This window comes from Nocardia sp. NPDC057353 (assembly GCF_042667085.1).
Lineage (GTDB): Bacteria > Actinomycetota > Actinomycetes > Mycobacteriales > Mycobacteriaceae > Nocardia.
In genome coordinates this window covers 18,983-42,838 of record NZ_JBHVAK010000034.1, presented here as the reverse complement: position 1 = coordinate 42,838, position 23,856 = coordinate 18,983, and the positions used below count along the sequence as shown (strand labels likewise).

The 23,856-nt window shown below is 73.4% G+C and carries 22 protein-coding genes; 12 read left to right on the top strand and 10 right to left on the bottom strand.

From position 1 onward, the window contains the following. The first annotated feature begins 3 nt into the window (after positions 1 to 3). From ACFUUZ_RS19045 to speD, 3 genes are read left to right on the top strand one after another with little or no spacing between them, the layout of a single operon-like run. Positions 4 to 2,478 (top strand): DEAD/DEAH box helicase, encoded by a 2,475-nt coding sequence (locus ACFUUZ_RS19045; protein ID WP_378697949.1) that lies wholly within the window; start codon positions 4 to 6, stop codon positions 2,476 to 2,478. Then, positions 2,475 to 3,596, top strand: a complete 1,122-nt coding sequence (locus tag ACFUUZ_RS19040) for a type III PLP-dependent enzyme (protein WP_378697890.1) — start codon at positions 2,475 to 2,477, stop codon at positions 3,594 to 3,596. The genes ACFUUZ_RS19045 and ACFUUZ_RS19040 overlap by 4 nt, the downstream gene beginning before the upstream one ends. Next, entirely contained in the window at positions 3,593 to 4,795 is a 1,203-nt protein-coding gene (gene speD / locus ACFUUZ_RS19035) for an adenosylmethionine decarboxylase (RefSeq protein WP_378697888.1), read from the top strand. Before ACFUUZ_RS19040 ends, speD begins: the two co-directional genes overlap by 4 nt. A 5-nt stretch (positions 4,796 to 4,800) precedes the next feature. Here speD and ACFUUZ_RS19030 read toward each other — a convergent pair whose 3' ends face one another. Further along, positions 4,801 to 5,709, bottom strand: coding sequence for a LysR substrate-binding domain-containing protein (locus tag ACFUUZ_RS19030; RefSeq protein WP_378697886.1), 909 nt, complete (start codon positions 5,707 to 5,709; stop codon positions 4,801 to 4,803). 105 nt (positions 5,710 to 5,814) lie between these two features. On the opposite strand from ACFUUZ_RS19030, the gene ACFUUZ_RS19025 reads away from it, so the two are divergent. The 3 genes from ACFUUZ_RS19025 to ACFUUZ_RS19015 all read left to right on the top strand — a co-directional run bounded on the left by ACFUUZ_RS19025 (position 5,815) and on the right by ACFUUZ_RS19015 (position 7,732). After that, positions 5,815 to 6,402 (top strand): peroxiredoxin, encoded by a 588-nt coding sequence (locus ACFUUZ_RS19025; RefSeq protein ID WP_378697884.1) that lies wholly within the window; start codon positions 5,815 to 5,817, stop codon positions 6,400 to 6,402. A 40-nt stretch (positions 6,403 to 6,442) separates the two neighbouring features. Beyond that, positions 6,443 to 6,982, top strand: coding sequence for a carboxymuconolactone decarboxylase family protein (locus ACFUUZ_RS19020; protein ID WP_378697882.1), 540 nt, complete (start codon positions 6,443 to 6,445; stop codon positions 6,980 to 6,982). Positions 6,983 to 7,057: 75 nt separating this feature from the next. After that, the gene (locus ACFUUZ_RS19015; RefSeq protein WP_378697880.1) at positions 7,058 to 7,732 is read left to right on the top strand and encodes a PhzF family phenazine biosynthesis protein; all 675 of its coding nucleotides are present in this window, start codon (positions 7,058 to 7,060) and stop codon (positions 7,730 to 7,732) included. On the opposite strand, the gene ACFUUZ_RS19010 is transcribed toward ACFUUZ_RS19015, so the two are convergent. Further along, the gene (locus ACFUUZ_RS19010; RefSeq protein ID WP_378697878.1) at positions 7,733 to 8,353 is read right to left on the bottom strand and encodes a Pr6Pr family membrane protein; all 621 of its coding nucleotides are present in this window, start codon (positions 8,351 to 8,353) and stop codon (positions 7,733 to 7,735) included. Positions 8,354 to 8,494: 141 nt separating this feature from the next. Here ACFUUZ_RS19010 and hrpA point away from each other — a divergent pair, with 141 nt between their 5' ends. Beyond that, a complete protein-coding gene (gene hrpA, locus ACFUUZ_RS19005) occupies positions 8,495 to 12,748 on the top strand; it encodes an ATP-dependent RNA helicase HrpA (RefSeq protein WP_378697876.1) in 4,254 nt (1,417 codons plus the stop codon). 422 nt (positions 12,749 to 13,170) lie between these two features. After that, positions 13,171 to 13,377, top strand: coding sequence for a calcium-binding protein (locus tag ACFUUZ_RS19000; RefSeq protein WP_378697874.1), 207 nt, complete (start codon positions 13,171 to 13,173; stop codon positions 13,375 to 13,377). Positions 13,378 to 13,383: 6 nt separating this feature from the next. On the opposite strand, the gene nrdR is transcribed toward ACFUUZ_RS19000, so the two are convergent. The 3 genes from nrdR to ACFUUZ_RS18985 all read right to left on the bottom strand — a co-directional run bounded on the left by nrdR (position 13,384) and on the right by ACFUUZ_RS18985 (position 15,823). Beyond that, positions 13,384 to 13,848: a transcriptional regulator NrdR gene (nrdR, locus tag ACFUUZ_RS18995; protein WP_378697872.1), complete on the bottom strand. Its 465-nt coding sequence runs from the start codon at positions 13,846 to 13,848 to the stop codon at positions 13,384 to 13,386. Positions 13,849 to 14,059: 211 nt separating this feature from the next. Further along, complete coding sequence (locus ACFUUZ_RS18990) at positions 14,060 to 15,313, bottom strand: hypothetical protein (RefSeq protein ID WP_378697870.1); 1,254 nt, start codon at positions 15,311 to 15,313, stop codon at positions 14,060 to 14,062. Positions 15,314 to 15,412: 99 nt separating this feature from the next. Beyond that, positions 15,413 to 15,823 carry a hypothetical protein gene (locus ACFUUZ_RS18985; protein ID WP_378697868.1) on the bottom strand — a complete coding sequence of 137 codons (411 nt, stop codon included), beginning with the start codon at positions 15,821 to 15,823 and terminating at the stop codon, positions 15,413 to 15,415. Positions 15,824 to 16,236: 413 nt separating this feature from the next. On the opposite strand from ACFUUZ_RS18985, the gene lexA reads away from it, so the two are divergent. From lexA to ACFUUZ_RS18965, 4 genes are all read left to right on the top strand, one after another. Then, the gene (gene lexA, locus ACFUUZ_RS18980; protein ID WP_378697947.1) at positions 16,237 to 16,929 is read left to right on the top strand and encodes a transcriptional repressor LexA; all 693 of its coding nucleotides are present in this window, start codon (positions 16,237 to 16,239) and stop codon (positions 16,927 to 16,929) included. Between the two features lie 84 nt (positions 16,930 to 17,013). After that, positions 17,014 to 17,595, top strand: coding sequence for a histone deacetylase (locus ACFUUZ_RS18975; protein WP_378697945.1), 582 nt, complete (start codon positions 17,014 to 17,016; stop codon positions 17,593 to 17,595). Between the two features lie 28 nt (positions 17,596 to 17,623). Further along, entirely contained in the window at positions 17,624 to 18,412 is a 789-nt protein-coding gene (locus ACFUUZ_RS18970; RefSeq protein ID WP_378697866.1) for an SDR family NAD(P)-dependent oxidoreductase, read from the top strand. 5 nt (positions 18,413 to 18,417) lie between these two features. Then, positions 18,418 to 19,740: an APC family permease gene (locus ACFUUZ_RS18965; RefSeq protein WP_378697864.1), complete on the top strand. Its 1,323-nt coding sequence runs from the start codon at positions 18,418 to 18,420 to the stop codon at positions 19,738 to 19,740. Here ACFUUZ_RS18965 and ACFUUZ_RS18960 read toward each other — a convergent pair. The 5 genes from ACFUUZ_RS18960 to ACFUUZ_RS18940 form a co-directional block, all read right to left on the bottom strand. Continuing rightward, positions 19,719 to 21,038, bottom strand: coding sequence for a hypothetical protein (locus tag ACFUUZ_RS18960; RefSeq protein WP_378697862.1), 1,320 nt, complete (start codon positions 21,036 to 21,038; stop codon positions 19,719 to 19,721). The two genes, ACFUUZ_RS18965 and ACFUUZ_RS18960, sit on opposite strands and share 22 nt — an antisense overlap. Beyond that, the gene (locus tag ACFUUZ_RS18955; RefSeq protein ID WP_378697860.1) at positions 21,035 to 21,451 is read right to left on the bottom strand and encodes a hypothetical protein; all 417 of its coding nucleotides are present in this window, start codon (positions 21,449 to 21,451) and stop codon (positions 21,035 to 21,037) included. The genes ACFUUZ_RS18960 and ACFUUZ_RS18955 overlap by 4 nt, the downstream gene beginning before the upstream one ends. Then, complete coding sequence (locus ACFUUZ_RS18950; RefSeq protein WP_378697858.1) at positions 21,448 to 21,618, bottom strand: hypothetical protein; 171 nt, start codon at positions 21,616 to 21,618, stop codon at positions 21,448 to 21,450. Before ACFUUZ_RS18950 ends, ACFUUZ_RS18955 begins: the two co-directional genes overlap by 4 nt. Continuing rightward, a complete protein-coding gene (locus ACFUUZ_RS18945) occupies positions 21,615 to 23,390 on the bottom strand; it encodes a hypothetical protein (RefSeq protein ID WP_378697856.1) in 1,776 nt (591 codons plus the stop codon). The genes ACFUUZ_RS18950 and ACFUUZ_RS18945 overlap by 4 nt, the downstream gene beginning before the upstream one ends. 239 nt (positions 23,391 to 23,629) lie before the next feature. After that, on the bottom strand, positions 23,630 to 23,809 hold the full coding sequence (locus ACFUUZ_RS18940) for a hypothetical protein (protein ID WP_378697854.1): 180 nt from the start codon (positions 23,807 to 23,809) through the stop codon (positions 23,630 to 23,632). Positions 23,810 to 23,856 lie beyond the last annotated feature (47 nt).

Here is a 23,856-nt window from a genome sequence, read left to right as displayed (position 1 = left end):
GACATTCCGGGCACCGACGCCGACGCGCTCTACGAGTCGTTCGGCGCCTGGGCCGCCGAGCGCGGCACGGCGCTCTATCCGGCGCAGGACGAGGCGCTGCTGGAGCTGGCCTCCGGCTCGAACGTCATCCTGGCCACCCCCACCGGCTCGGGCAAGTCGCTGGTCGCGGTCGGCGCGCACCTCTTCGCGCTGACCCGCGGGGTGCGCAGCTACTACACCGCACCGATCAAGGCGCTGGTGAGCGAGAAGTTCTTCGCGCTCTGCGAGCTGTTCGGCGCGGACCGGGTCGGGATGGTGACCGGCGACGCCGCGGTGAACGCCGACGCCCCGATCATCTGCGCCACCGCCGAGATCCTGGCCAACCTGGCACTGCGCGAAGGCGCGGCGGCCGAGGTCGGGCAGGTGGTGATGGACGAGTTCCACTTCTACGCCGACCCCGATCGCGGCTGGGCCTGGCAGGTGCCGCTGCTGGAGCTGCCCGGCGCGCAGTTCCTGCTGATGTCGGCGACGCTCGGCGAGGTCGACTTCTTCGCCGACGACCTGCGCCGCCGCACCGGCAATGCCACCGCCGTGGTCAGCGGGACCGAACGCCCGGTGCCGCTGACCTTCTCCTACGCCCGCACGCCGATCACCGAGACGCTGGAGGAGCTGGTCACCACGCACCAGGCCCCGGTCTACGTCGTGCACTTCACCCAGGCCGCCGCGCTGGAGCGGGCGCAGGCGCTGACCAGCGTCAACTTCGCCACCCGCGCGGAGAAGGACGCCATCGCCGCCGCCATCGGCAACTTCCGCTTCGCCGCGGGCTTCGGCCGCACCCTGTCCCGGCTGATCCGGCACGGCATCGGCGTGCACCACGCGGGCATGCTGCCCAAGTACCGCAGGCTCGTGGAGCGGCTGGCCCAGGACGGGTTGCTCAAGGTGGTCTGCGGCACCGACACGCTGGGCGTCGGGATCAACGTGCCGATCCGCACGGTGCTGCTCACCGGACTCACCAAATACGACGGCACCCGCACCCGGCGGCTCAAGGCCAGGGAGTTCCACCAGATCGCGGGGCGGGCCGGGCGGGCGGGCTTCGACACCATGGGCACCGTCGTGGTGCAGGCCCCCGAGCACGAGGTGGAGAACACCCGGCTGCTGGCCAAGGCGGGCGACGACCCCAAGAAGCAGCGCAAGGTGCAGCGGCGCAAGCCGCCGGAGGGCTTCGTCTCCTGGAGCGAGGAGACCTTCCTGCGCCTGGTCGACGCGCAACCCGAGCCCATGGTCTCGCGCTTCCGGGTGACGAACTCGCTGCTGCTCAACGTGATCGCGCGGCCGGGCAACTGCTTCGCCGCCATGCGGCACCTGCTGGAGGACAACCACGAGCCGCGCCCCGCGCAGCGCAGGCACATCCTGCGCGCCATCCGGCTCTACCGCGCGCTGCGCGACGCCGGGGTGGTGCAGCAGTTGGACGAGCCGGACCGGTACGGCCGGATGGCCAGGCTCACCGTCGACCTGCAGCGCGATTTCGCGCTGGACCAGCCGCTCTCGCCGTTCGCGCTGGCCGCCCTCGAGCTGCTGGACCGCGCGGCGCCGAGCTATACCCTCGACGTGGTCTCGCTGATCGAGTCGACGCTGGAGGACCCCAGGCAGCTGCTGATGGCGCAGCAGCACAAGGCCAGGGGCGCGGCGGTGGCCGAGATGAAGGCCGACGGCATCGAGTACGAGGAGCGGATGGAGCTGCTGGAGGAGGTCACCTGGCCCAAGCCGCTGGCCGAGCTGATCGAGCCCGCCTTCGAGACCTACCGCGCCGGGCACCCGTGGGTCTCCGAGTTCGCGCCCGCGCCGAAGTCGGTGGTGCGGGACATGATCGAGCGCGCCATGACCTTCGCCGAGCTGATCTCGCACTACGAGCTGGCCCGCTCCGAGGGCGTCGTGCTGCGCTACCTGGCCGACGCCTACCGGGCGCTGCGCCGCACGGTGCCGGAGGCAGCCCGCACCGAGGAGCTGGACGACCTCACCGAGTGGCTGGGCGAGTTGGTGCGGCAGGTGGATTCGAGCCTGCTGGACGAGTGGGAGCAGCTCACCGCGCCCGGCGCCGAGGCCGACCAGCAGCAGCTGGCCTACGGCGCGGAGGCGGTGCGGCCGATCACCGCGAACGAGCGCGCCTTCCGAGTGCTGGTGCGCAACGCGCTGTTCCGCCGGGTCGAGCTGGCCGCGCTGCGGCGCTGGGCCGCGCTCGCCGAACTCGACGCGGAGCCGGACTGGGAGGCCGAGCTGGAGCCGTACTTCGCGGAGTACGGCGAGATCGGCACCGGCCCCGACGCCCGCGGCCCGCAGCTCTTCCGGGTCGAGCAGCGCCCCGAGTTCTGGCACGTGCGACAGACCCTGGCCGACCCGAACGGCGACCACGGCTGGGCGATCGAGGCGGTCGTCGACCTCGCCGAGTCGGACGCCGCGGGCGAGGTGGTCTTCGACGAGGTCACGGTGGCCGCGGGGTGATCGACGGCTCGACCTCGCCGTACCTGGTCATCCACCCGGACCGGGCCGCGGCGGCCTACCGCGCGCTCGGCGCGGCGCTGCCGGGAGCGCGAATCCGCTACGCGGTCAAGGCGACCCCGATTCCCGCTGTGCTGCTGGCGCTCGCCGCCGCGGGCGCGGAGTTCGACGTGGCGAGCCCGGGCGAGATCGAGCTCTGCCTCGGGCTCGGGATCGCCCCGGAGCTGCTCTGCTACGGCAACACGGTGAAGAAGGCGGCGCAGATCGCGGGCGCGCACGCGCGCGGGGTGCGCCGGTACGCCTTCGACACCGCCGACGACCTGCACCGGATCGCGGAGCAGGCACCCGGCGCCGAGGTGGAGTGTCGGTTCCTGCCCGCGACGCCGCCCTCGCGCACCCCGTTCGGCAGCAAGTTCGGCTGTGCCCCCGGCGATGTCGTGCCGCTGCTGACCGCGGCCCGCGACCTGGGGTTGGTGCCCGCCGGGCCGTACTTCCACGTCGGGTCGCAGCAGACCGACCCCGCCGCCTGGCGGATCGGGCTGGAGCAGGCGGGCCGGATGGCCGCCGAGCTCGCGGCCGCGGGCATCGCCGTGGCTTGCGTGAACATCGGTGGCGGGCTGCCGATCCCGTACGCCGACCCGGCGCCGGACCTCACCGAGCTGGGCGCGGTGATCACCGCGGCGGCGCGCGAACACCTGCCGCCCGGCACCGAACTGGTGGTCGAGCCGGGCCGGGCGCTGACCGGCGCGGCGGGCGAGCTGCACTGCGAGGTGGTCGCGGTGCGGACCGCGCCGGACGGGCGGCGCTGGATCTACCTGGACGTCGGCCGCTACAGCGGGCTGGCCGAGACGGAGAACGAGTACATCGTGTACCGGATCGCCACCGAGCGGGACGGCGACCCGGTCGCCGAGGCGGTGCTGGCCGGGCCGACCTGTGACGGCGACGATGTATTGTATCAATGCACGCGCGTCCTGCTCCCGGTCACACTGCGAGCGGGCGATCGCGTCCGAATCCTCGACACCGGCGCCTACACGGCGAGTTATTCGTCGGTGTCCTTCAACGGTTTTCCGCCCCTGACGGTGTATGTCGCGGGCGCTGAGCGAGAGTGGGTGCAAGCATGACGGCGGAGTTCACCGGATGGCATGTGCTGGCCGAATTCGGTGGCGTGGACGCGGCGCTCTGCGACGATCCGGAGCGCCTCGAGGTCGCGCTGCGCGAGGCGCTGACCGAGGCGGGCGCGACCGTCTGCGACATGGTGCGGCGCAAGTTCGAGCCGCAGGGCGCGACGGTGCTCGCGCTGCTCGCGGAGTCGCACGCCTCGCTGCACACCTACCCGGAGTCGGGCGACATCTTCGTCGACGTCTTCACCTGCGGCAGCCTCGGCACCGGCGCCGAGCACGCGGTGGAGCTGCTGCGCAAGGCGCTCGACCCGGCCGAGGTGCGGATGTCGACGGTGCCGCGCGGGCGCGCCGGGCAGCGGGTCGCGGAGCCGCTCGCGCCCGGGCTGACCCGGATCTGGGACGTCTCCGAGGTCATCGTCGACACGCACACCCCCTACCAGCACATGGTGATCGCGCGGACCGAGCAGGGCATCACGCTGTTCTCCGACAACGACCGGCAGTCCACCGAGACCGCCCAGCTCACCTACCACGAGGCCATGATGGTCCCGGCCTTCGTGCTGGCCGAGAAGCTGGACTCGGCGCTGATCATCGGCTCCGGCGAGGGCGTCGCGAGCCAGATGGCGGTGGCGGCGGGGGTCACGAGGGTGGACCACGTCGACATCGACCGGCTGGAGGTCGAGCTGTGCGCGCGGCACCTCCCCTACGGCTACACGCAGGACGAGCTGGCGGCGGCGGTGCGCGGCGACGGCCCGGTGACCGTGCACTACGCGGACGGCTGGGACTTCCTGGCGCAGGCCGCGGCCTCCGGCACCCGCTACGACGTCATCGTGATCGACCTGCCGGACGAGCGGCCGGAGGAGGCGCAGCACAACCGGCTCTACGAGGCCGAGTTCCTGACCCGCTGCCGGGAGCGGCTGGCGCCGGGCGGGGTGCTCGCCGCGCAGGCGGGCTGCGCGACGCTGTGGCGCAACGAGGTCCTGAAGCGGTCGTGGCAGCGCTTCCACGAGCACTTCGGCACCGTGGTGCACTACGGCAGCGACGAGCACGAGTGGTCGTTCCTGTTCGGCCTGGTCGACGCGATCGACGACCCGGTGCCCGGCATGATCGACCGGCTCGCCACGCTGCCCTACCGGGCGAGCACGGTCGACGCGCGGGCGCTGTGGCGGGGCACCATCGAGCCGCGGTCGCTGCGCGCCTGAGGGGCTCAGCGCGGCCGGTACTCCCGGATCAGCGCGGCGAGCTGCTCGTAGTCGTCGCGCCGCCCGGTGGAGGAGCGGAAGACCAGCCCGATGGTCCGGCCCGGCGCGGGTGCGGCGAAGCGCGCGGTGTCCAGCGTGCCGCGCGCGGTCTCCGCCGCCACCGCGGACTCCGGGATGAGCGTCACGCCGAGGCCGCCCGCGACGCACTGCACCACCGTCGCCAGCGACGCCGCCCTGGTGTCGCCGACCGACCCGGGGTGCGCGTCCGCGGTGCGGCACAACTCCAGGGTCTGGTCGCGCAGGCAGTGCCCCTCGTCGAGGAGCAGCAGCGGCAGCGCGTCGAGCGCGGCGGGCGGCAGGTCGGCGCGGCCGCCCAGCTCGTGCCCGGGCGGGGTGACCAGGACGAACTCCTCGAAGTAGAGCTCGATCTCGCGGACGCCCGGCGCCTCGGTGGGCAGCGCGAGCAGCGCGACGTCGAGCACGCCGGTGCGCAGCCCCTCCAGCAGCCGGGCGGTCTGGTCCTCGACCACCTGCGGCAGCAGCGCGGGCATGTGCTCGCGCAGCCGGGGCAGCAGCGCGGGCAGCAGGTACGGGGCGACGGTGGGGATGATGCCGAGCCGGAGCGTGCCGCCGAGCCCGTCGCCGGTGGCCGAGGCCAGGAACCGGTCGGCCGCCTCCAGCGTCGCGCGGGCCTGCGGCAGCAGCCGCAGCCCGGCCGAGGTCACCAGCACCCGGCGGGTGCTGCGCTCGATCAGCTGTAACCCGAGGCCGTGTTCCAGCGCGGCCAGTGCCTGCGACAACGTGGGTTGGCTCACACCGAGGCGAGCGGCCGCGGTGCCGAAGTGCCGGTACTCCGCGACCGCGACGAACGCACGCAGCTGTGACAGGGTGGGCTGATAAGTCTGATCAGACACACCTATCAGTGTAGTGCGACCCATCACCTTTACCTTTAACTGACAGCCCGGCAAGATCGCCGGTGAGCTTTTTCCGTGCACCGAAAACCCATGAGGAGACCAAGAATGGCCCTGCTGACCATCGGCGACCAGTTCCCGGCGTACAACCTCACCGCCGTCATCGGCGGTGACCTGTCGAAGGTCGACGCTCAGCAGCCCGACGACTACTTCACCCAGGTGACCAGCGACGACCACGCGGGCAAGTGGCGGATCGTCTTCTTCTGGCCCAAGGACTTCACCTTCGTGTGCCCCACCGAGATCGCGGCCTTCGGCAGGCTGAACGAGGAGTTCGCCGACCGCGACGCGCAGGTGCTCGGCGCCTCGGTGGACAACGAGTTCGTGCACTTCCAGTGGCGGGCCCAGCACGAGGATCTCAAGACCCTCCCCTTCCCGATCCTCTCCGACCTCAAGCGCGAGCTGGCCACCGCGACCGGCGTGCTGAACGCCGACGGCGTCGCCGACCGGGCGACCTTCATCGTCGACCCGAACAACGAGGTCCAGTTCGTCTCGGTGACCGCGGGTTCGGTCGGCCGGAACGTGGACGAGGTACTGCGCGTGCTGGACGCGCTGCAGTCCGACGAGCTGTGCGCCTGCAACTGGAAGAAGGGCGACCCGACGATCGACGCGGGCGAGCTGCTCACCGCGAGCGTCTGAGGCGCCCCCCACCCCCGAACCACGAAAGAGGAACTCACGCATGAGCATTGAGAACCTGAAGAGCGCCCTGCCCGAGTACGCCAAGGACCTCAAGCTCAATCTGTCGTCCATCAGCCGCAGCACCGTGCTCTCCGAGCAGCAGCTGTGGGGCACGCTGCTGGCGGCGGCCGCCGCGACCAGGTCCGCCACCACCCTGCGCGAGATCGCGGAGGAGGCCGCCGACACGCTGTCGGCCGAGGCGTACAACGCCGCGCTCGGCGCCGCCTCGATCATGGGGATGAACAACGTCTTCTACCGCGGGAGGGCGTTCCTCGGCGGCAAGTACGACGACCTGCGGGCGGGGCTGCGCATGCAGATCATCGGCAACCCCGGGGTCGCGAAGGCCGACTTCGAGCTGTGGTCGTTCGCGGTCTCCTCCATCAACGGCTGCCAGCACTGCCTGGAGGCGCACGAGCACACCCTGCGCGAGGAGGGCGTCTCCCGCGAGGTGATCTTCGAGTCGCTGCGCGCGGCCGCCATCGTGGCCGGTGTCGGCCAAGCCGTGCAGTCGACCGAGGCGCTCGCCACCGCCGCGGTCTGACCGCTCTCGGAAGGGCCCCGTCCACGGCGTGGACGGGGCCCTTCTCGGGTCTCCGGCCGCGGGTAGGCTGCGGCCATGGGCATCCGAGTGGAAGTGGTCCGCGTGTTCACCGACGCGAGCGGCCGGTTCGGCAACCCGCTCGGGATCGCCCGCGCGGCGGAGGTCGCCGAGCCGGAGCGGCAGGAGCTGGCCCGGCGCGCCGGGTACAGCGAGACGGTGGTGGTGGACGAGCCGGTCGACGGCATCGCCCCGCTGCGGATCTACACCCCCGCCGTCGAGCTGCCCTTCGCCGGGCACCCCTCGGTCGGCACCGCCTGGTGGTTCCTGCGCCGCGGCACCCCGGTGACGGCGCTGCGGGTGCCCGCGGGCACCGTCGCGGTGCAGAGCGCCGACGGCCTCACCTGGATCACCGCCAGGGCCGACTGGACGCCGGACTTCGTCTTCCACCGCTACGCGACCATCGAGGAGCTCGCCGCGCTCGACCCGGCGGACTTCCCCGGCGGGCCGCACTACGCGTGGGCGTGGGGCGACGAGCAGCGCGGCAGCATCCGCAGCCGGATGTTCGGCCCGACCATGGGCATCGTCGAGGACGAGGCCACCGGGGCGGCGGCGGTGGCGATCACCGCGCAGCTGCGCCGCGGGCTGCACATCACCCAGGGCGCGGGATCGCACCTGTTCACCGAGTGGGACTCGGACGGTTGGGTCCGGCTCGGCGGCCGGGTCACCGAGGACACCGTCGTCGAGCTCTGATCACGGCCGCGGGCGCGGGTGTCTGAGCTCGCCGATCCCGGCGACGGCGGCCGCGAGCAGCACGAACACCACCGCCAGCAGCACCAGCCCGAGCGTCAGCGAGACGTAACCCTGCTGCCGCGGGTCCAGGAACGGGTACGGGTACCAGTCCACCGCGGGCCCGCGCAGCAACGTGTAGGCGGCGTACCCCGCCGGGTAGACCAGCCAGGCGCCGATCAGCCCCGGGGTGATCCCGAGCCTGCGCGGCACCAGGACCCAGTCGGCCAGCAGCACCAGCGGCAGGATGCGGTGCAGCACGTCGTTGATCCAGCGGTCGGTGAGCATGACGTCGATGCTCGCCAGCAGCACCGCGTACACCACCCCGGTGATCACCAGGTAGAGCGTGGCGGCGCCGCGCAGCAGCTGCCAGCGCCTGCCCTCCGGGTCGAGCACCCCGCCCACCAGCAGCACCAGCACGCCGAGCACGTTGGACTGGATGGTGAAGTAGCTGAAGTAGTTCCCGATCGAGAACTCCGGCACATCCAGGTTGCGCAGCGGGATCCAGAGCAGCGCCAGCACCCCGAGCGCACCGAAGACACACCGCGCCGCGCGGATCCAGCCCGCCGTGCCCGCCGCTGTCATCCGCCGATGATCGCACGCCCCCGGGCCGCGCGGCGAGGTTCGGCGAATCCCCGGCTATCGGGCGTCGGGCTGTGCCGCTGATCACCGCCGGGAAAACGCGGGCGCGGGAACAGCGCCGTCTTCGCTAGGCTGGTGGACGCAATGAGCAGTTCCACCGCCACCGGACGCCGCGAGCTCCGCACCCGCCTGGCGAACCTCTCGCTCCGCGACGAATACCGGCTGCGCCGCAGGCTGGATCGGGCCAAGGGCCCCGAGACGGCCGCGCTGGAAGCCGAGATCACCGCCGCCGAACAGCGTATCGAGGCGCGCCGCGCCGCCGTGCCCGCGATCAGGTACCCCGAGCAGCTGCCGGTCACCGCCAGGCGCGCGGACATCGCCGCCGCCATCGCCGCCAACCAGGTGGTCATCGTGGCGGGCGAGACCGGCTCCGGCAAGACCACCCAGATCCCCAAGATCTGCCTGGAGCTGGGGCGCGGCATCCGCGGCACCATCGGGCACACCCAGCCGCGCAGGCTCGCCGCCCGCACCGTGGCCGAGCGGATCGCCGAGGAACTCGGCACCGAGCTCGGCGACGTCGTCGGCTACACGGTGCGCTTCACCGACCAGGCCTCGGACCGCACGCTGGTCAAGCTGATGACCGACGGCATCCTGCTCGCCGAGATCCAGCGCGACCGGATGCTGCGCCGCTACGACACGATCATCATCGACGAGGCGCACGAGCGCAGCCTCAATATCGACTTCCTGCTCGGCTACCTGGCGCAGCTGCTGCCGCGCAGGCCCGATCTCAAGATCATCATCACCTCGGCGACCATCGACCCCGAGTTGTTCGCCCGGCACTTCGCCGCGCCCGACGGCACGCCCGCGCCGATCGTCGAGGTGTCCGGGCGGTCGTTCCCGGTGGAGATCCGGTACCGGCCGCTCGCACTGGAGCTGCCCGCCCGGGACGACGAGGACGACGAGGAGTCCACCGTCGTCGACCGCGACCCGGTGGACGCCATCGGCGACGCGGTGCGCGAGCTCTTCGCCGAGGGCGACGGCGACGTGCTGGTCTTCCTCTCCGGCGAGCGCGAGATCCGGGACACCGCCGACGCGCTGCGCGAGCTGAAGCTCCCGCGCACCGAGATCCTGCCGCTGTACGCCCGGCTCTCCGCCGCCGAGCAGCACCGGGTCTTCGCCCCGCACCCGGGGCGCCGCGTCGTGCTCGCCACCAATGTCGCCGAGACCTCGCTGACCGTGCCCGGCATCCGGTACGTCGTCGATCCGGGCACCGCCCGGATCTCCCGGTACTCCGTGCGCACCAAGGTGCAGCGGCTGCCGATCGAGCCGGTCTCGCAGGCGTCCGCGCGGCAGCGCTCCGGGCGCTGCGGGCGCGTCGCCGACGGCATCGCCATCCGGCTCTACAGCGAGGACGACTTCGAGTCCAGGCCCGCCTTCACCGAGCCGGAGATCCTGCGCACCAACCTGGCCGCGGTCATCCTGCAGATGACGGCGCTCGGCCTCGGTGACATCGAGAGCTTCCCGTTCGTGCAGGCGCCGGACCGGCGCGCCATCCGCGACGGCATCGCGCTGCTGCAGGAGCTCGGCGCGCTCGGCGCCGCGGGCGCGGACACCGAGGCGGCGGTGCGGACCGAGGCGCAGCGGCTCGCGCTGACCGTCGTCGGGCGGGAGATGGCCCAGCTGCCGGTCGACCCGCGCATGGCGCGCATGCTGGTCGAGGCGCAGCGCACCGGCTGCCTGGCCGAGGTGCTGATCATCGTGGCCGCGCTCTCCATCCAGGACGTGCGGGAGCGGCCCGCGGAGCAGCAGCAGGCGGCGGACGCCAAGCACGCGCGCTTCGTCGTCGACGGCTCCGACTTCCTCGCCTACCTGAAGCTCTGGGACCACCTCGGCGAGCAGCGGAAGTCGCTCAGCGGCAATCAGTTCCGCCGCATGTGCCGCGAGGATTTCCTGCACTACCTGCGCATCCGGGAATGGCAGGACCTGCACGGGCAGTTGCGCACCATCACCAGGGGGCTGGGCTGGGACGGCGGTCAGCCGGAGTCCAGGCGCGAGCGCGGATCCGCGGACGGGCGCGGCAGCGGGCGCGCGGACGCGCGAGCCGCCCGCGCCGGCGCGGGTTCGGCGGGCGCGGTGCGGGCGGCGCAGGCCGACGACTCCAGCCAGGGCCCCACGCCGACCGACGACACACGCGAACGCGCGGGTCAGGGGGAGGGCTCGACAGCTACCGGCGAGCGCGGGGCACGGGGCACGGGGGGTGCCGCGGGCTCGCGGAGATCCGGCCGCCGTGGCGGCCGACCGACGCCGGCGACGGAACCGGCACCGGCGCAGGACGGCGACGTCACCTACGACGCCCCGTCGATCCACCAGGCCCTACTGGCGGGCATGCTCAGCCACCTCGGCGTCCGCGAGGCCGAATCCCGCGAGTTCCTCGGCGCCCGCAATGCCAAGTTCATGATCTTCCCCGGCTCGGCACTGGCCAAGAAGCCCCCGCGCTGGGTGATGGCCGCCGAACTGGTCGAGACCTCCCGGCTGTGGGGCCGGATGGCGGCGAAGGTCGAGCCGGAGTGGGCCGAGCGCCTCGCGGGCGACCTGGTGAAGCGGACCTACTCCGAACCGCACTGGTCGGCGAAGCGCGGCGCCGCCCAGGCCTACGAGCGGGTCACCCTGTACGGCCTTCCGCTGGTCCCCCGCCGCGCCGTCGACTTCGGCCGGATCGACCCCGAGGTCTCCCGCGAGCTCTTCATCCGGCACGCCCTGGTCCAGGGCGAGTGGCAGACCAACCACGAGTTCTTCCGCCGCAACCGCGCCCTGCTGGAGGACGTCGCCGACCTCGAGCACCGGGCCCGCCGCCGCGACATCCTCGTCGACGACGAGGTGCTCTTCCAGTTCTACGACGAGCGGCTGCCCGCCGACATCGTCTCGGTGCGGCACTTCGACACCTGGTGGCGCGGAGCGCGCAAGGCCGAGCCCGCGCTGCTCGACTTCGACACCGCCACCGTGGTGAACCAGGGCGTCGCCGCGCTCGACCCCACCGACTTCCCGGACACCTGGCGGCAGGGCGAGCTCACCTTCGCGCTGACCTACCAGTTCGAACCGGGCACCGAGGAGGACGGGCTGACCGTCCGCATCCCGGTGGAGCAGCTGGCGCACGTGCGCCCGGTCGGCTTCGACTGGCTGGTGCCCGGCATGCGGGTCGAGCTCGCCACCGCGCTGATCAAGACGCTGCCGAAGTCGCTGCGGCGCAGCGTGGTCCCGGCGCCGGACTACGCGGCCGCCGCGCTCGCCGCGCTCACCCCGCGCGCCGAGCCGCTGGTCACCGGGTTGGCCAGGGAGTTGTCCCGGCTCGGTTCGGTGACCGTCGCGCCGCGCGACCTCGACACCGCCGCGCTGCCGCCGCACCTGCGCGCCACCTTCGCCGCGCTGGACCGGGCGGGTCGGGTGCTGGACCGGGACAAGAGCCTGACCGCGCTGAAATCCCGGCTGGCCGAGGATGTCTCGCGCTCGGTGGCGAAGGCCACCGCGGGCGCCGAACGGGCACCCGCGGCGGTGTGGACCTCGGAATCGCTCGGCACCCTCCCGCCGACGGTGCGCCGCGAGGTGGCGGGCCAGACCGTCACCGGCTACCCCGCCCTGGTCCCGGAGCCCGCCGGGGTCGCGGTGCGGGTGCTGAGCTCACCCGCCGAGCAGGCCGCCGCCATGCGCGCCGGCACCCGCGCGTTACTCCTGGCCGCGCTGCCGGGCAGCACCAAGGCGGTCACCTCCGGGCTCGCCCCCGCGGACCGGCTGGCGCTCGGCCGCAACCCGTACGGCTCGCTGGATGCCCTGGTCGAGGACTGCCGCGCCGCGGCCGCCGACGAGCTGCTCGCCGCCGAGGGCGGCCCGGTGCGCGACCCGAAGGAGTTCGAGGCGCTGGTCGCGAAGGTGCGGCCGCGTTTCACCGGCACCGTCGCGGCGATCGTCCGGCTGGTCGCGCCGGTGCTCGCCGCCGCCACCGAGGTCGAGGGCGCGCTCGCCGAGACCGCCGAGCGCGACATCGCCGACGACGTCCGGCGGCAACTCGACGACCTGGTCTTTCCCGGCTTCATCGCCGAGCACGGCCCGCAGCGGCTCCGCGAACTCCCCCGCTACCTGCGCGCCGCCACCGCCCGGCTGCACGCCCTGCCCGCCTCCGCGGTCCGCGACCGCCAGGGCATGGACCAGCTCGACCGCGTCCTCGCGGCCTACGACCGCCTGCTCACCACCCTCCCCGAGCCGCGCCGCACCGGCCGCGCCGTCACCGACATCTGGTGGATGATCGAGGAGCTCCGGGTCAGCCTCTTCGCCCAGAAACTCGGCACCCCCTACCCGATCTCCGCCAAGCGGATCGAGAAGGCGATCGCCGCCGTCCGCGGTTAGCGGCGGCCCGCGTCCCCCGTTCGACCGACAGCTCCCCGCTGTGAGCTGGGCCGGTGCCGCGCACACCGGAACCGGACGTAACGGCGGGCCAGGACTTCCCCGATGTGCGGGTGGTCCGCGGCAACTCCGCCGCGAACGAAACGAGGGGAGTTCGCGTGCGCGTGACGATGGCGGGATTCGGGGCCGTGCTGGTGGCTGGGCTGGTGTGCGGTTGCGGCTCCACCGAGTCCGCGGCGGAGCGGACCGAGACAGTGACCGTCGTGGTGACCACGCCGGTGCCCGCACCGCCGACGACGAGCAGCGCTGCACCGGCCGCACCGGCGCCGCCGAGCGCGGCACCTGCTCCCGCACCGACCAGCGCGGCGCCCGCACCGGTACCGCCCCCGGCGCCCGCCGCCGCGCCTATGCCCGCCGTGACCTGCATGAACCTTCAGGATGCGCAGGACACCATCCAGGCTGCGGGCGTGTTCTTCTCCCGCAGCGTCGACGCCACCGGCAAGGGGCGCGCCCAGGTCATGGACCGCAACTGGGTGGTGGTCGGGCAGACCCCCGCCGCGGGTGTGCCGATCGGCGAGGGTGAGGCGATGCTCTCGGTCGTGAAGATCGGCGAGCCCGGCGACTGTTCCTGAGCCGGTTCAGTCGGCGGCGGCGACGGCGCGGGCGGCGCGCATCTGGGTGATCTCGCGCTCGAAGTCGGCGGCGGAGGTGAAGGAGCGGTAGACGGAGGCGAAGCGGAGGTAGGCGACCTCGTCGAGATCGCGCAGCGGGCCGAGGATGGCGAGGCCGACCTCGTGGCTCGGCACCTCGGGAGATCCCTTGGCGCGCACCGCGTCCTCGACCTGCTGGGCGAGCAGGTTCAGGGCGTCGTCGTCGACTTCGCGGCCCTGGCAGGCGCGGCGGACGCCGCGGATGACCTTCTCGCGGCTGAACGGCTCGGTGACGCCGCTGCGCTTGACGACCGAGAGGATGGCGGTCTCGACCGTCGTGAAGCGCCTGCCGCACTGCGGGCAGGAGCGGCGGCGGCGGATCGCCGAGCCCTCCTCCGCCTCACGGGAGTCGACGACCCGGGAGTCGGGGTGCCTGCAGTAGGGGCAATGCATCCGGGAGTCCTTCGTCGAGGCGGGTGCTCGCGGCCGGGCCGGGATGAGAGCGCGCGAACGCGACCCGGCGAGCACGTGTGCCGGGCGCGTCCGCCGCGACACGGGGTGAACCGGCGCCACCCGGCGCGTTCACCGCTATCACTGGCAGGATACCCGGCCCGGCGCGCCGCGGGTGGGCTCCACCCCTGCTCGGCGCCGGATACCGCACCGCTCACCCCCCGATCCGCCACTGGCCGGACAGGTCGGCGAGCAACTCCGGCAGCCGGGCGACCAGCCTGCCGCGCTCGAGTTTGGCCGGGAACGGCTCGGCCAGCACGCCGGCGGCGCGCGGTGCGTCCCGCTTCAGGTCGATGTGCCGCAGGACCAGGTCCTCGGTGATGTAGCGCCAGCGGTCGGCGCGGTCGGCCCAGTTGAAGGCGGGCAGCGGGGTGCGCAGCACCAGCTCGGCGCCGTCCACCCCGGCCCGCACGGTCGCCGGGGCGAAGGTGCCCGGCGCGCGGACCCCGGGCACCGCGGGCTTGGCGGCGATGGTGCTGACGTAGGTGAGCACCCGGCCGATGCCGTCCCTGGCCGCGGCGGTGGCGTTCCACTGGTCGGCCACGATGGTGTTCTGCTCGCGGTCGGTCATCCGGTAGAGCGCGTCGATGTGGCCTGCGGGCTCCCCGCCCGCGATCCCGGCCCAGGCGGCGCGCAGGTTGCCGTCGATCGCCCCGGCCGCGGCCAGTTCGTCGATGCCTGCCATGCCGCGCGCCAGGAATGCCTCGTGCTGCGGCACCAGGTCGACGAAGATGTGCTTCTGCATGACCAGCAGCCGGGTCTGGTACCAGGCGATGTCGGCGGGCGTGAGCCGCGGCCCGGTGGCCGCGAGCAGCCGGATGTCCTCGGGGGTGCGCGCGACCAGCTCCGGCGGGGTCTGCCGGAGCAGGTCGGCGACGGCGGTGCCGAGCCCGTGCAGGCCGGGCAGGTCGATGATCCGGCCCGCGTCGTCCATGTCGAAGAACCCGGAGGCGAAGGAGCCGCCCGCGAGCCCCGCCAGCTCGGCCCACCAGAACTCCGGGTGCGCGGCGGCCAGCCGCAGGTAGTTCACGTAGACGAGGCCGAAGGTGTGCGCGTTGGCCGCGGGGCCGCGCTGTGGATCCCAGCCCGCGAGGTCGATCCGCGCGTTCTCCGCGGCGACCACGAGCCAGTACTGGCGCAGCAGGGCAGTGTAGCGGCGGGCGGGCACCCCGGCGGCGCGGGCCTGATCCAGCGCGGCGCCGAGCACCGCCGGGTCGGACGGCAGCCCCGGGTGGATGCCGCCCGCGCGCTCCCCGTCCACGGCCGCGACCGGCAGGTCGAGGTAGCCGGCGTAGAGCGGTGCGGCCCGGACGGGGGCGAGCGTGCCGGGCAGCACGAGCAGACAGGCGAGCAGCAGAGCACGGCAGAGGAGTCCGAGCGCGGGAAACTCGGTGCGGGAGCGCGTCATTGCGGTTCCCCTCTCGGTCGCGGCGACAGGGCGAGGGAGGTGCGTGCCGCGACGATAGCAACCGGTTCCAGTTCGCGAGCAAGGTTCCGGCGAATCCCGTTACGCGCGGGGGCCGCTCCCCTCCGGCACCGTGACCACCGCTGCGGCGCCGGACATCCCGGGCTCGGGGGCCTGCGCCGACCGCCACTGCGCGAGCAGCAACAGCCCGACCACGATCAGCGCGGTGACCAGCGCCGTGACGGCGAGCGTCGCCAGCCCGGCCCTGGCCCGTTCCACCCGCCGCAGCGGGTGCGCGCCGCGCGGCCGCTGCGGGCGCGGCCGGTCGTCGGCGAGCGCGCCGCGGCGCGGCCGCCCGTCGGCGGGGCGGCGCTCGTCGATCCGGCGCGGCCGCCGCAGGGCGGACGCCGGGGCGCCCCGGTAGACCACCCGCACCCGGCTCCCCGCGGCGCAGCCCCGCTCGGGCCGCCCGGAATCTCCCGTGCTCCTGTCGAATTCGAGCGCTGTGCTCATCGGACATTCCTCCGTGTACCGGCACCGCCGGTCGAGTGCTGACTGTGGCTCGTCAGGGCCGTCGGGGCGACGGCGAGGTTGCGCTGCTGCAACTGCCGGAACCGGCTCCGACGTGCGGATCGACCGCCGCCGCTCGAACCGGTTCGCTCACATGTTCGAAAGAACGTATGTTCGATTTCTACCACGCGGGACAGGCGCGCGCCAGACGCGACACGGACTCGCGTCGAACAGATGTTTGATACTCGGGGCGCGGCAGTCTAGGTTTGGAGCAACACCCGGGCGCGAGGCCCGGAGACGGACGCCCCGGGCGGCATCCGGGCGGGGCGCGGACAGGAAGGCGGGTTGCGGTGGGCCACAGGGACGACGCGGGTGACGAGGGCGGTCCCGGTACCGATGCGGTCGGCACCGACACCATCGGCGCCGAGCAGGCCGAGTCGGGAGCGGATCTCACCGCCCGGCAGCGCAGGGTGCTCGACGTCATCCGCTCGTCGGTCAGCGAGCGCGGGTATCCGCCCAGCATCCGGGAGATCGGCGACGCGGTCGGGCTCACCTCCACCTCGTCGGTGGCGCACCAGCTGCGGGCACTGGAGCGCAAGGGCTACCTGCGCCGCGATCCGAACCGGCCGCGCGCGGTCGACGTGCGCGGGCTGGACGAGGCGGTGCGCGCGGTGACGAGCCTGCCCGCCCGCGGCACGGCCGACACCGACGAGGTGCCGGAGAGCGCGACGCCGACCCCCGCCTTCGTCCCGGTGCTGGGCCGGATCGCCGCCGGTGGCCCGATCCTGGCCGAGCAGGCGGTGGAGGACGTCTTCCCGCTGCCCAAGGAGCTGGTCGGCGAGGGCTCGCTCTTCCTGCTCAAGGTGGTCGGGCAGTCCATGGTGGACGCCGCCATCTGTGACGGCGACTGGGTGGTGGTGCGGCAGCAGAACGTCGCCGAGAACGGCGACATCGTGGCCGCCATGCTGGACGGCGAGGCCACGGTGAAGACGTTCAAGCGCACCGGCCCCGATGTCTGGCTGATGCCGCACAACCCGCACTTCGAGCCGATCGCGGGCAACGACGCGCAGATCCTCGGCAAGGTCGTCACCGTCATCCGCAAGATCTGAGCCGTGCGGGCCAGATCCGTCGGTCCGGCGTCGCGCACCGCGGCGGTGCCGGACCGGGTCTGGTACGCGGCCTACGGCTCGAACATGCACGCCGACCGGCTCCGCTGCTACCTCGCGGGCGGTGCCCCGGCGGGCTCGACGCACCGGTACCCGGGCTGTCGGGACCCGCGGCCCCCGGAGCGCTCGGTACCGGTGTGGCTGCCGGGCACGCTCTACTTCGCCACCGAATCGCTGATCTGGACCGGCGGCCGGGCCTTCTACGACCCGGACGGCGCCGGAGCCGTCGCGGCCAGGGCGCACCTGGTTACCGCGGAGCAATTCGAGGACCTGGTGGCGCAGGAGATGTACCGCCCGCCCGGCACCGCGCTCGACCTGGCCGCGGTGCTCGCCGCGGGCCGCCACGCCGTCGGCCCCGGCCGCTACGAGACGCTGGTCTGCGCGGGCGCCCTCGACGGGCTGCCGGTCCTCACCTGCACCGCGCCCGCCGAGTACCGCGCGCTGCCTGGCAATCCGCCCGCCGCGGCCTACCTCCGGCATCTCGGCGCCGGGCTGGCCGAGGCGCACGGATGGCCGCCCGAGCGGGCCGCCCGCTACCTGGCGGCCGCGCCGGGCGCGCACGGCCACCTGACCCCGGCGGCGGTCGCCGCGGTGCTGCGCCGAGCATGATCCCGCGCGGCCCGGGTAGTTCGGCCGCATGACACGCCCCCTCGCCCTGGTGACCGGAGCTTCGCGCGGAATCGGACTGGAGATCGCGCGGCAGTTCGCAGGCCACGGATACGACCTGGTGCTCGCCGCCGAGGACGCCGCCATCGAGGACGCGGCCGCCGAACTCCGGCGCGGCGACCTCGAGGTGCGCGCCGTCCAGGTGGACCTGCGCACCGCCGACGGCGTCCAGCGGCTCTACTCCGCCGCCACCGAGGACGAACGCCCGCTCGACGCCGTGGCGCTGAACGCGGGCATCGGCCTCGGCGGCGACTTCGTCGACACCGACCTCGATACCGAGCTCGACATCATCGCGCTGAACGTCCGCTCCACCGTGCACCTGGCCAAGCTGGTGCTCGGCGACATGGTGCGCCGGGACAGCGGGAAGCTGCTCTTCACCTCGTCGGTGGCGTCCATGATGCCCGGCGCGCGGCAGGCGGTGTACAACGCCTCCAAGTCGTTCGTGCAGTCCTTCGCCGAGGCGCTGCGCAGCGAGGTGCACGACACCGGGGTCACGGTGACCGCGCTGCTGCCCGGCCCCACCGACACCGACTTCTTCCGGCGCGCGGGGTTGCTCGACACCCCGATCGGCCGCGGCCCCAAGGAGGACCCGGCGCTGGTCGCGAAGCAGGGGGTCGAGGCGCTGCTGCGCGACGACCAGAAGGTGATCGGCGGTTCCCTCGGCACCAGGGCCATGGCGACGCTGGAGCACGTGCTCCCGGACGCCGTGAAGGCCACCGCGAGCCGGGTGATGTCGGCCGCGCTGCCGGGCAGGCACTGACCGACGTGCCCGCGCTGAATCGCGTCGTCGGGACGCGGCTGCTCTACTTCTTCATCCTCGGCGACGTGCTCGGCGCCGGGGTGTACGTGCTGATCGGCCAGATCGCGGGGCGCTCCGGCGGCGCCGTCTGGCTGCCGCTGCTGGTGGCGCTCGGGCTGGCCTGCCTGACCGCGGGCGCCTACGCCGAGCTGGCCACCAAGTACCCGCGCGCGGGCGGCTCGGCGCACTACACGACGCTGGCCTTCGGCCCGGCCGCGGGCTCGCTGGTCGGGTTCTGCATGCTGGCGGCGGGTGTGGTCTCGGTCGCGGCGCTGGCCCGCGGCTTCGCCTCCGACTACCTGGCCGAGCTGGTGACGCTGCCGGTCGCCGCGGTGGTCGTGGTCTTCCTGCTCGCGCTCGCCGCGCTGAACATCCGCGGCGTGCGGGAGTCGCTGGGCGCCAACGTGGTCGCCACGCTGATCGAGGTCGGCGGGTTGCTGCTGGTGATCGGGCTGGGCGCCTGGATCCTGCTGCGCGGCGACGCCGACCCGGAGCGGCTCACCGCCGTCGGCACCGCGGAACACGGCGCGGCCGGGGCGATCCTGGCGGGCGCGGTACTGGCCTACTACTCCTTCGTCGGCTTCGAGACCTCGGTGAACCTGGCCGAGGAGGTGGCCGATCCGCGCCGCAGCTACCCGCGCGCGCTCTTCGGCGCGCTGCTCACCGCGGGCGCGGTCTATGTGCTGCTCGGGCTGCTCACCTCGGCGGCGGTGCCGACCGAGGTGCTGGCCGGGTCGTCGGGGCCGCTGCTGGAGGTGGTGCGGATCGCGGGCGGGGTGCCGGAGTCGCTGTTCGCGGTGATCGCGCTCGTCGCGGTGGCGAACGGCGCGCTGCTCACCGGGGTCATGGGGTCGCGGCTGGCCTACGGCATGGCGAAGGACGAGCTGCTGCCCGCCGCGCTGGCCCTGGTATTGCCGACGCGCCGGACCCCGTGGGTGGCGGTGCTGGTGACCACCGCCGCGTCGGTGCTGCTCGCCCTCACCGGCGAGATCGACGCGCTGGCCGAGACGCTCGTGCTGCTGCTGCTCGTGGTCTTCGGCGCGGTGAACGCCGCGGCGATCGCGCTGCGCCGGGAGACCGGCTCCGGCGAGCACTTCCGGGTGCCGGTCGCGGTGCCGGTGCTCGGCCTCGCCTCCTGCCTGGTGCTGGCCACGCAGGTGGCGGGCGAGGTGTGGCTGCGCGGGCTGATCCTGATCGGCATCGGGGCGGCGCTCGCCGCGGTCAACGAGGTGCGGCGGCGGCGCGGCGGGCTCGCCGCGGAGGCTCCTCAGGCGTCGAAGAGCAGGTAGAGCCCGCTGACCGTGAAGCCGACCATGACCAGCATGAGCGCCAGCTGGCCGGTGGCCCGGTGCGCCCTCGGCAGTACCCGCAGGCTGCGGTCGTGTGCGGCGGCGACGCCGAGCACGTGCCCGGTGACCACCGCGAGCACCTTGATCGTGCCGAGCACGCCCGGGTGGCTGGAGAGCAGGTAGGCGACGTCGCGGTCGGCGAGGCCGAGCAGGTTCCAGCCGCGGTCGAAGGGGTCGGCGAAGAGGATCGCGGTGGCCTGGCCCTTCTCCACCAGGAAGGTCAGGTAGTGCGCCACGATGTAGCCCGCGATGATCGGGGTCAGGCTGTGCGCCATGGCACCGGGCAGCAGGCGCCGCTCTGCCGGGGTCACGCCGCCGGTGGCCCGCGCGGCGCACCAGAAGAGCACCGCGACGACGAGCACGAAGCCGAGCAGCCCCGCGGTCTTCAGCAGCGTCGGCGCCCCGGAGTCGACGAGTTGCCGCCGCCACACCGGGAACTGGGAGAAGCTGTCGAAGGCGGTGGAGCCGAGCAGCACCGCCGCCACCGCCACCGAGCCGGGGAGCACCGGGGTCCCGGCCAGGTTCGCCAGCGGGGTGCGCAGCACCAGCTCGCCGGAGTCGCGCCTGCCGAGCGGGCTGAGCCTGCCGACCAGCGCGCTGTACACCTCGAGCGGGTCGGCGTGCTCGGCCCACGCGGTGCCGAAGACGACCAGCCCGGCCAGGGTGAGCAGCAGGTAGAGCCCGAGCCAGGTGGCCACCGCTCCGACCGCGCCCGGGTCCGGCGCGGCCAACTCCAGCCAGACGAAGGAGAAGAGCCCGAGCACCGCGGGCCAGATCCCGAGCCGCTCCGGGTAGGTCGCGACGCCGCGCTCCGGCGGCCGCCGCAGCACCGCGCAGAGCGCCCGGTGCAGCGCCCGCGCCGGGGAGAGCACCTTCCACACCGGGCCCGCCACCAGCGAGAGCACCGCGACCGCGACCCACAGGTACACGTAGAGCACGCCGGGCACCGGGTTGCGCGCCGGATCGGTGGAGCCCCACAGCGCGATGGCGGCGACGACCACCGTCGCCGCCACGCTCAGCACCCCGAGAACCGCGCGCGTTGCCCGGGAATCGAGGAACGCGCGCAGCGGCGCGGGCAGCGGCCTGCCCGGCGATTCCGGGTCGAGCCGCGGCTCGCGCCAGGCGAAGAGCAGCGCCGCGAAGGAGAAGGTGAGCGCCCAGGCGGCGCCGATCAGCGCGTAGGTGAACGGGATCGGCAGATCGGTCGCGCCGCCCAGGCCGTGGGCGAGCGGCGTCATCGGACCAGGATGGTCGCCACCGTGCGGCCCGCGTCGTGCAACTCCACCTCGACCCGGCCGGGAACCCCGACCGTGAACGAGAAGCGCTGCCCGGCGGCGGGTTCCACCTCGAAGGTGTGGTCGGGGTTCGAGTGCACGTGCAGCTCGTCGGCGGTGTCGCTGTCCACCACCAGCTCGATGGGCTGGCCGACGGCGGCCTCGACCCTGGTGTCGTCCGGCGTCACCGTGCCGCCCGCCAGCCGCACCGCGATCACCACGGGCTGCTGCCCGGCCTGCGCGGTGGCCGAGACCGGCGCGGAGCTCTGCTGGGCAACACCGTGATCGGCGTGCTCCCCCTCGTCGGCGCTCGCGCAACCCGCGGTGAGCAGCCCGGCCAGCAGCACGAGGGCACAGCCCCGGCGCAGGTTCGTCACGTGTCGTTCTCCTCGGTCGATTCGGGGTCGTCGCCCGCCCTGCGGTCGCGGACCGCGATGAACACCACGACCCCGACGACGGCGAAGGCGGGCAGGAAGGCCGGGATGGCCAGCAGGATCGAGTGATCCGCGAGCACGTCCACGCCGGCGTACGCGGCGGCGGTCATGCCGATGCCACCGGCTCCGTGCGTTCGCGGCGGGTGCTGTACGGGTAGCGGTCGTTGATCCTGGCCGCGCCCCAGGAGAGCGCCGCGATCAGGACCAGGCTGCACACCAGCACCACCAGCGAGGCCGCGCCGAACAGCCAGGACGGGTAGTCGAAGCTGCGCTCCCGCTGCAGCACCGTGATCTCCGGGACGAAGGGCCGGGTGAAGGTGTTCAGCGCGGGCACCTCCTGCGCGTCGATGCCGGGATCGGCGGGCATGAACACCGGCAGCGCGGTGTGCATGCGGCCGTCCTGCACCCGGAGCACCGTCTTCCAGCTCCCGGAGACCGGCACCGGCGCGGTGGAGACGTAATGCCCCGCCTCGACCCGCCGCAGGTGGTCGACGACCAGGCCGCGGCCGGGGCTCTCGCTGCCGACGCCGCCCTGCCAGCCCAGGATCTCGATCCACTCGGGGTCGTCGCCGACCAGGTCGGCCGGGTTCAGCCGGACGTCGGCGGTGACCATGCGCTCGCCGTTCCGCGGCGGCGCCTCGGTGAGCGTGACGGTGGCGGTGGCGTTCTCCGGCACCGTGTGCGAGAGGCCGTTGGCCACGGCGGCGCCGACGATCAGCACGGCGGCCACCACCAGCGTGCGGCGCACCGCCGGCCGCGGCAGCGGCTCTCCGCGCAGCACGGTGCCGAGCATCCCGCCGATCACGCCACCCGCGATGCCGACCGGCACCGACATGACCAGCAGCTCCGGCCAGATCGATGCGGGCCACGGATTCACGAACATGGCGTTCACCCACAGCGATTCCAGCCACAGCCCGACGGTGGCGGAGACCAGCCCGACCAGCGCGCCCCACAGCACCGGCCTGCGCACCAGCGGCAGCAGCGCCAGCACCTCGACCACCAGCGCGATGCCGAGGTACAGCGGGAAGACATTGCGCGGGGCGTCGATGATCGGCCCGCCGACCAGCAGCGCGACGACGGTGCGGACGACCACCGCGAAGCCGACCACGACGAGCGTGCTGAACCGGCCGAGCACGAGCCGAGCGGCGACCAGGCTGACGGTGGCGGCGGCGACGATCAGCATGGGCTGGAAGACCATCCGGAACTGTTGCACGCCGAAGTCGAACTCCACCTGGAAGACCGAGAGCCCGATCAGCAGCCCGCCGAAGGCGAAGGCGCGCAGCAGCCACATCCGCCTGCTGTCCGGCTCGTCCGGGCGCGGGCGGTTGTGCCTGCCCTCGAACTCCAGTAGCAGCACGCCGACGAGTGAGAGCCCGGCGCCACCGATGAGCATCAGGTGGGTCGGGCCCCAGAGCGTCACATCCTGGCCGAAAATGCGATGCCAGACGTCGTCCAGCGGGAAACCGATGAGCGCGTAGAGCCCGGCGCCCGCCAGCAGGATGCCGCCGACCGGGGCGTACCAGGTGCGGGTGATCCGCACCGCCGCCTTGCCAGGCTTCTCGTCCAGCGGCAGCACGATCGCCGCCATGCCCGCCATGAACAGGAAGAACAGCCCGACCAGGATGAAGTAGTGCGCGGGGTTGGCCAGCGGCCCCTCGTCCCTGCCGTTGCCGACGTGCAGGCTGACGTCCCAGATGAAGCCGAGCAGCGCGGTCAGGATGGTGGCCAGGAACAGCGTCAGCGGCAACGCCACCCACCCGGGCTGGTTGAAGTAGCCGCCGAGCTTGTCGGCGACCGCCTGCAACCAGGTGATGCGGCGGGTCCGGTGCAGGTAGCCGATCCACAGCAGGACCAGGGCGAGGACGCCGGCGGCGCCGGTCATGTACAGCACCTGGTCGAGCGCCGCACCCCCACCTTCCCCACCGGTCTGGGCGAACACTGACAGATCGGGCGCGGTGCTCGGCACGGCAGACCTCCAGTCGTTGAGACCTGTACTAAGTGTGACGAAAAGTAGCACGAACCGGACCACACAGGTGTGGCCCGGACGAGCGAGTCATACCCAGCGGGTCGCGGGTCATTCGCGCCCTCCGCACCCGAGGTCGCCCCGTTCCGGGCGAACACTCAGCGTGCGAGCACCGGCTCCCCGGCGGGCGGCCGGACACCCTGGACGCCGAAGTCGAAGACGAGCAGCGCCGGCACCTGCTGCCCACCCCAGGCCGGCAGCGCCCAGCCGGCGAGAACGGTCAGCCAGACCCCGGTGGTCACCGCGCGCAGATTGCCGCGATCGGCTTGCTTCCCCACCAGCGGGCCGCCGCGCGGACCGCGCTCACCGCCCTGCTCGGGCAGTG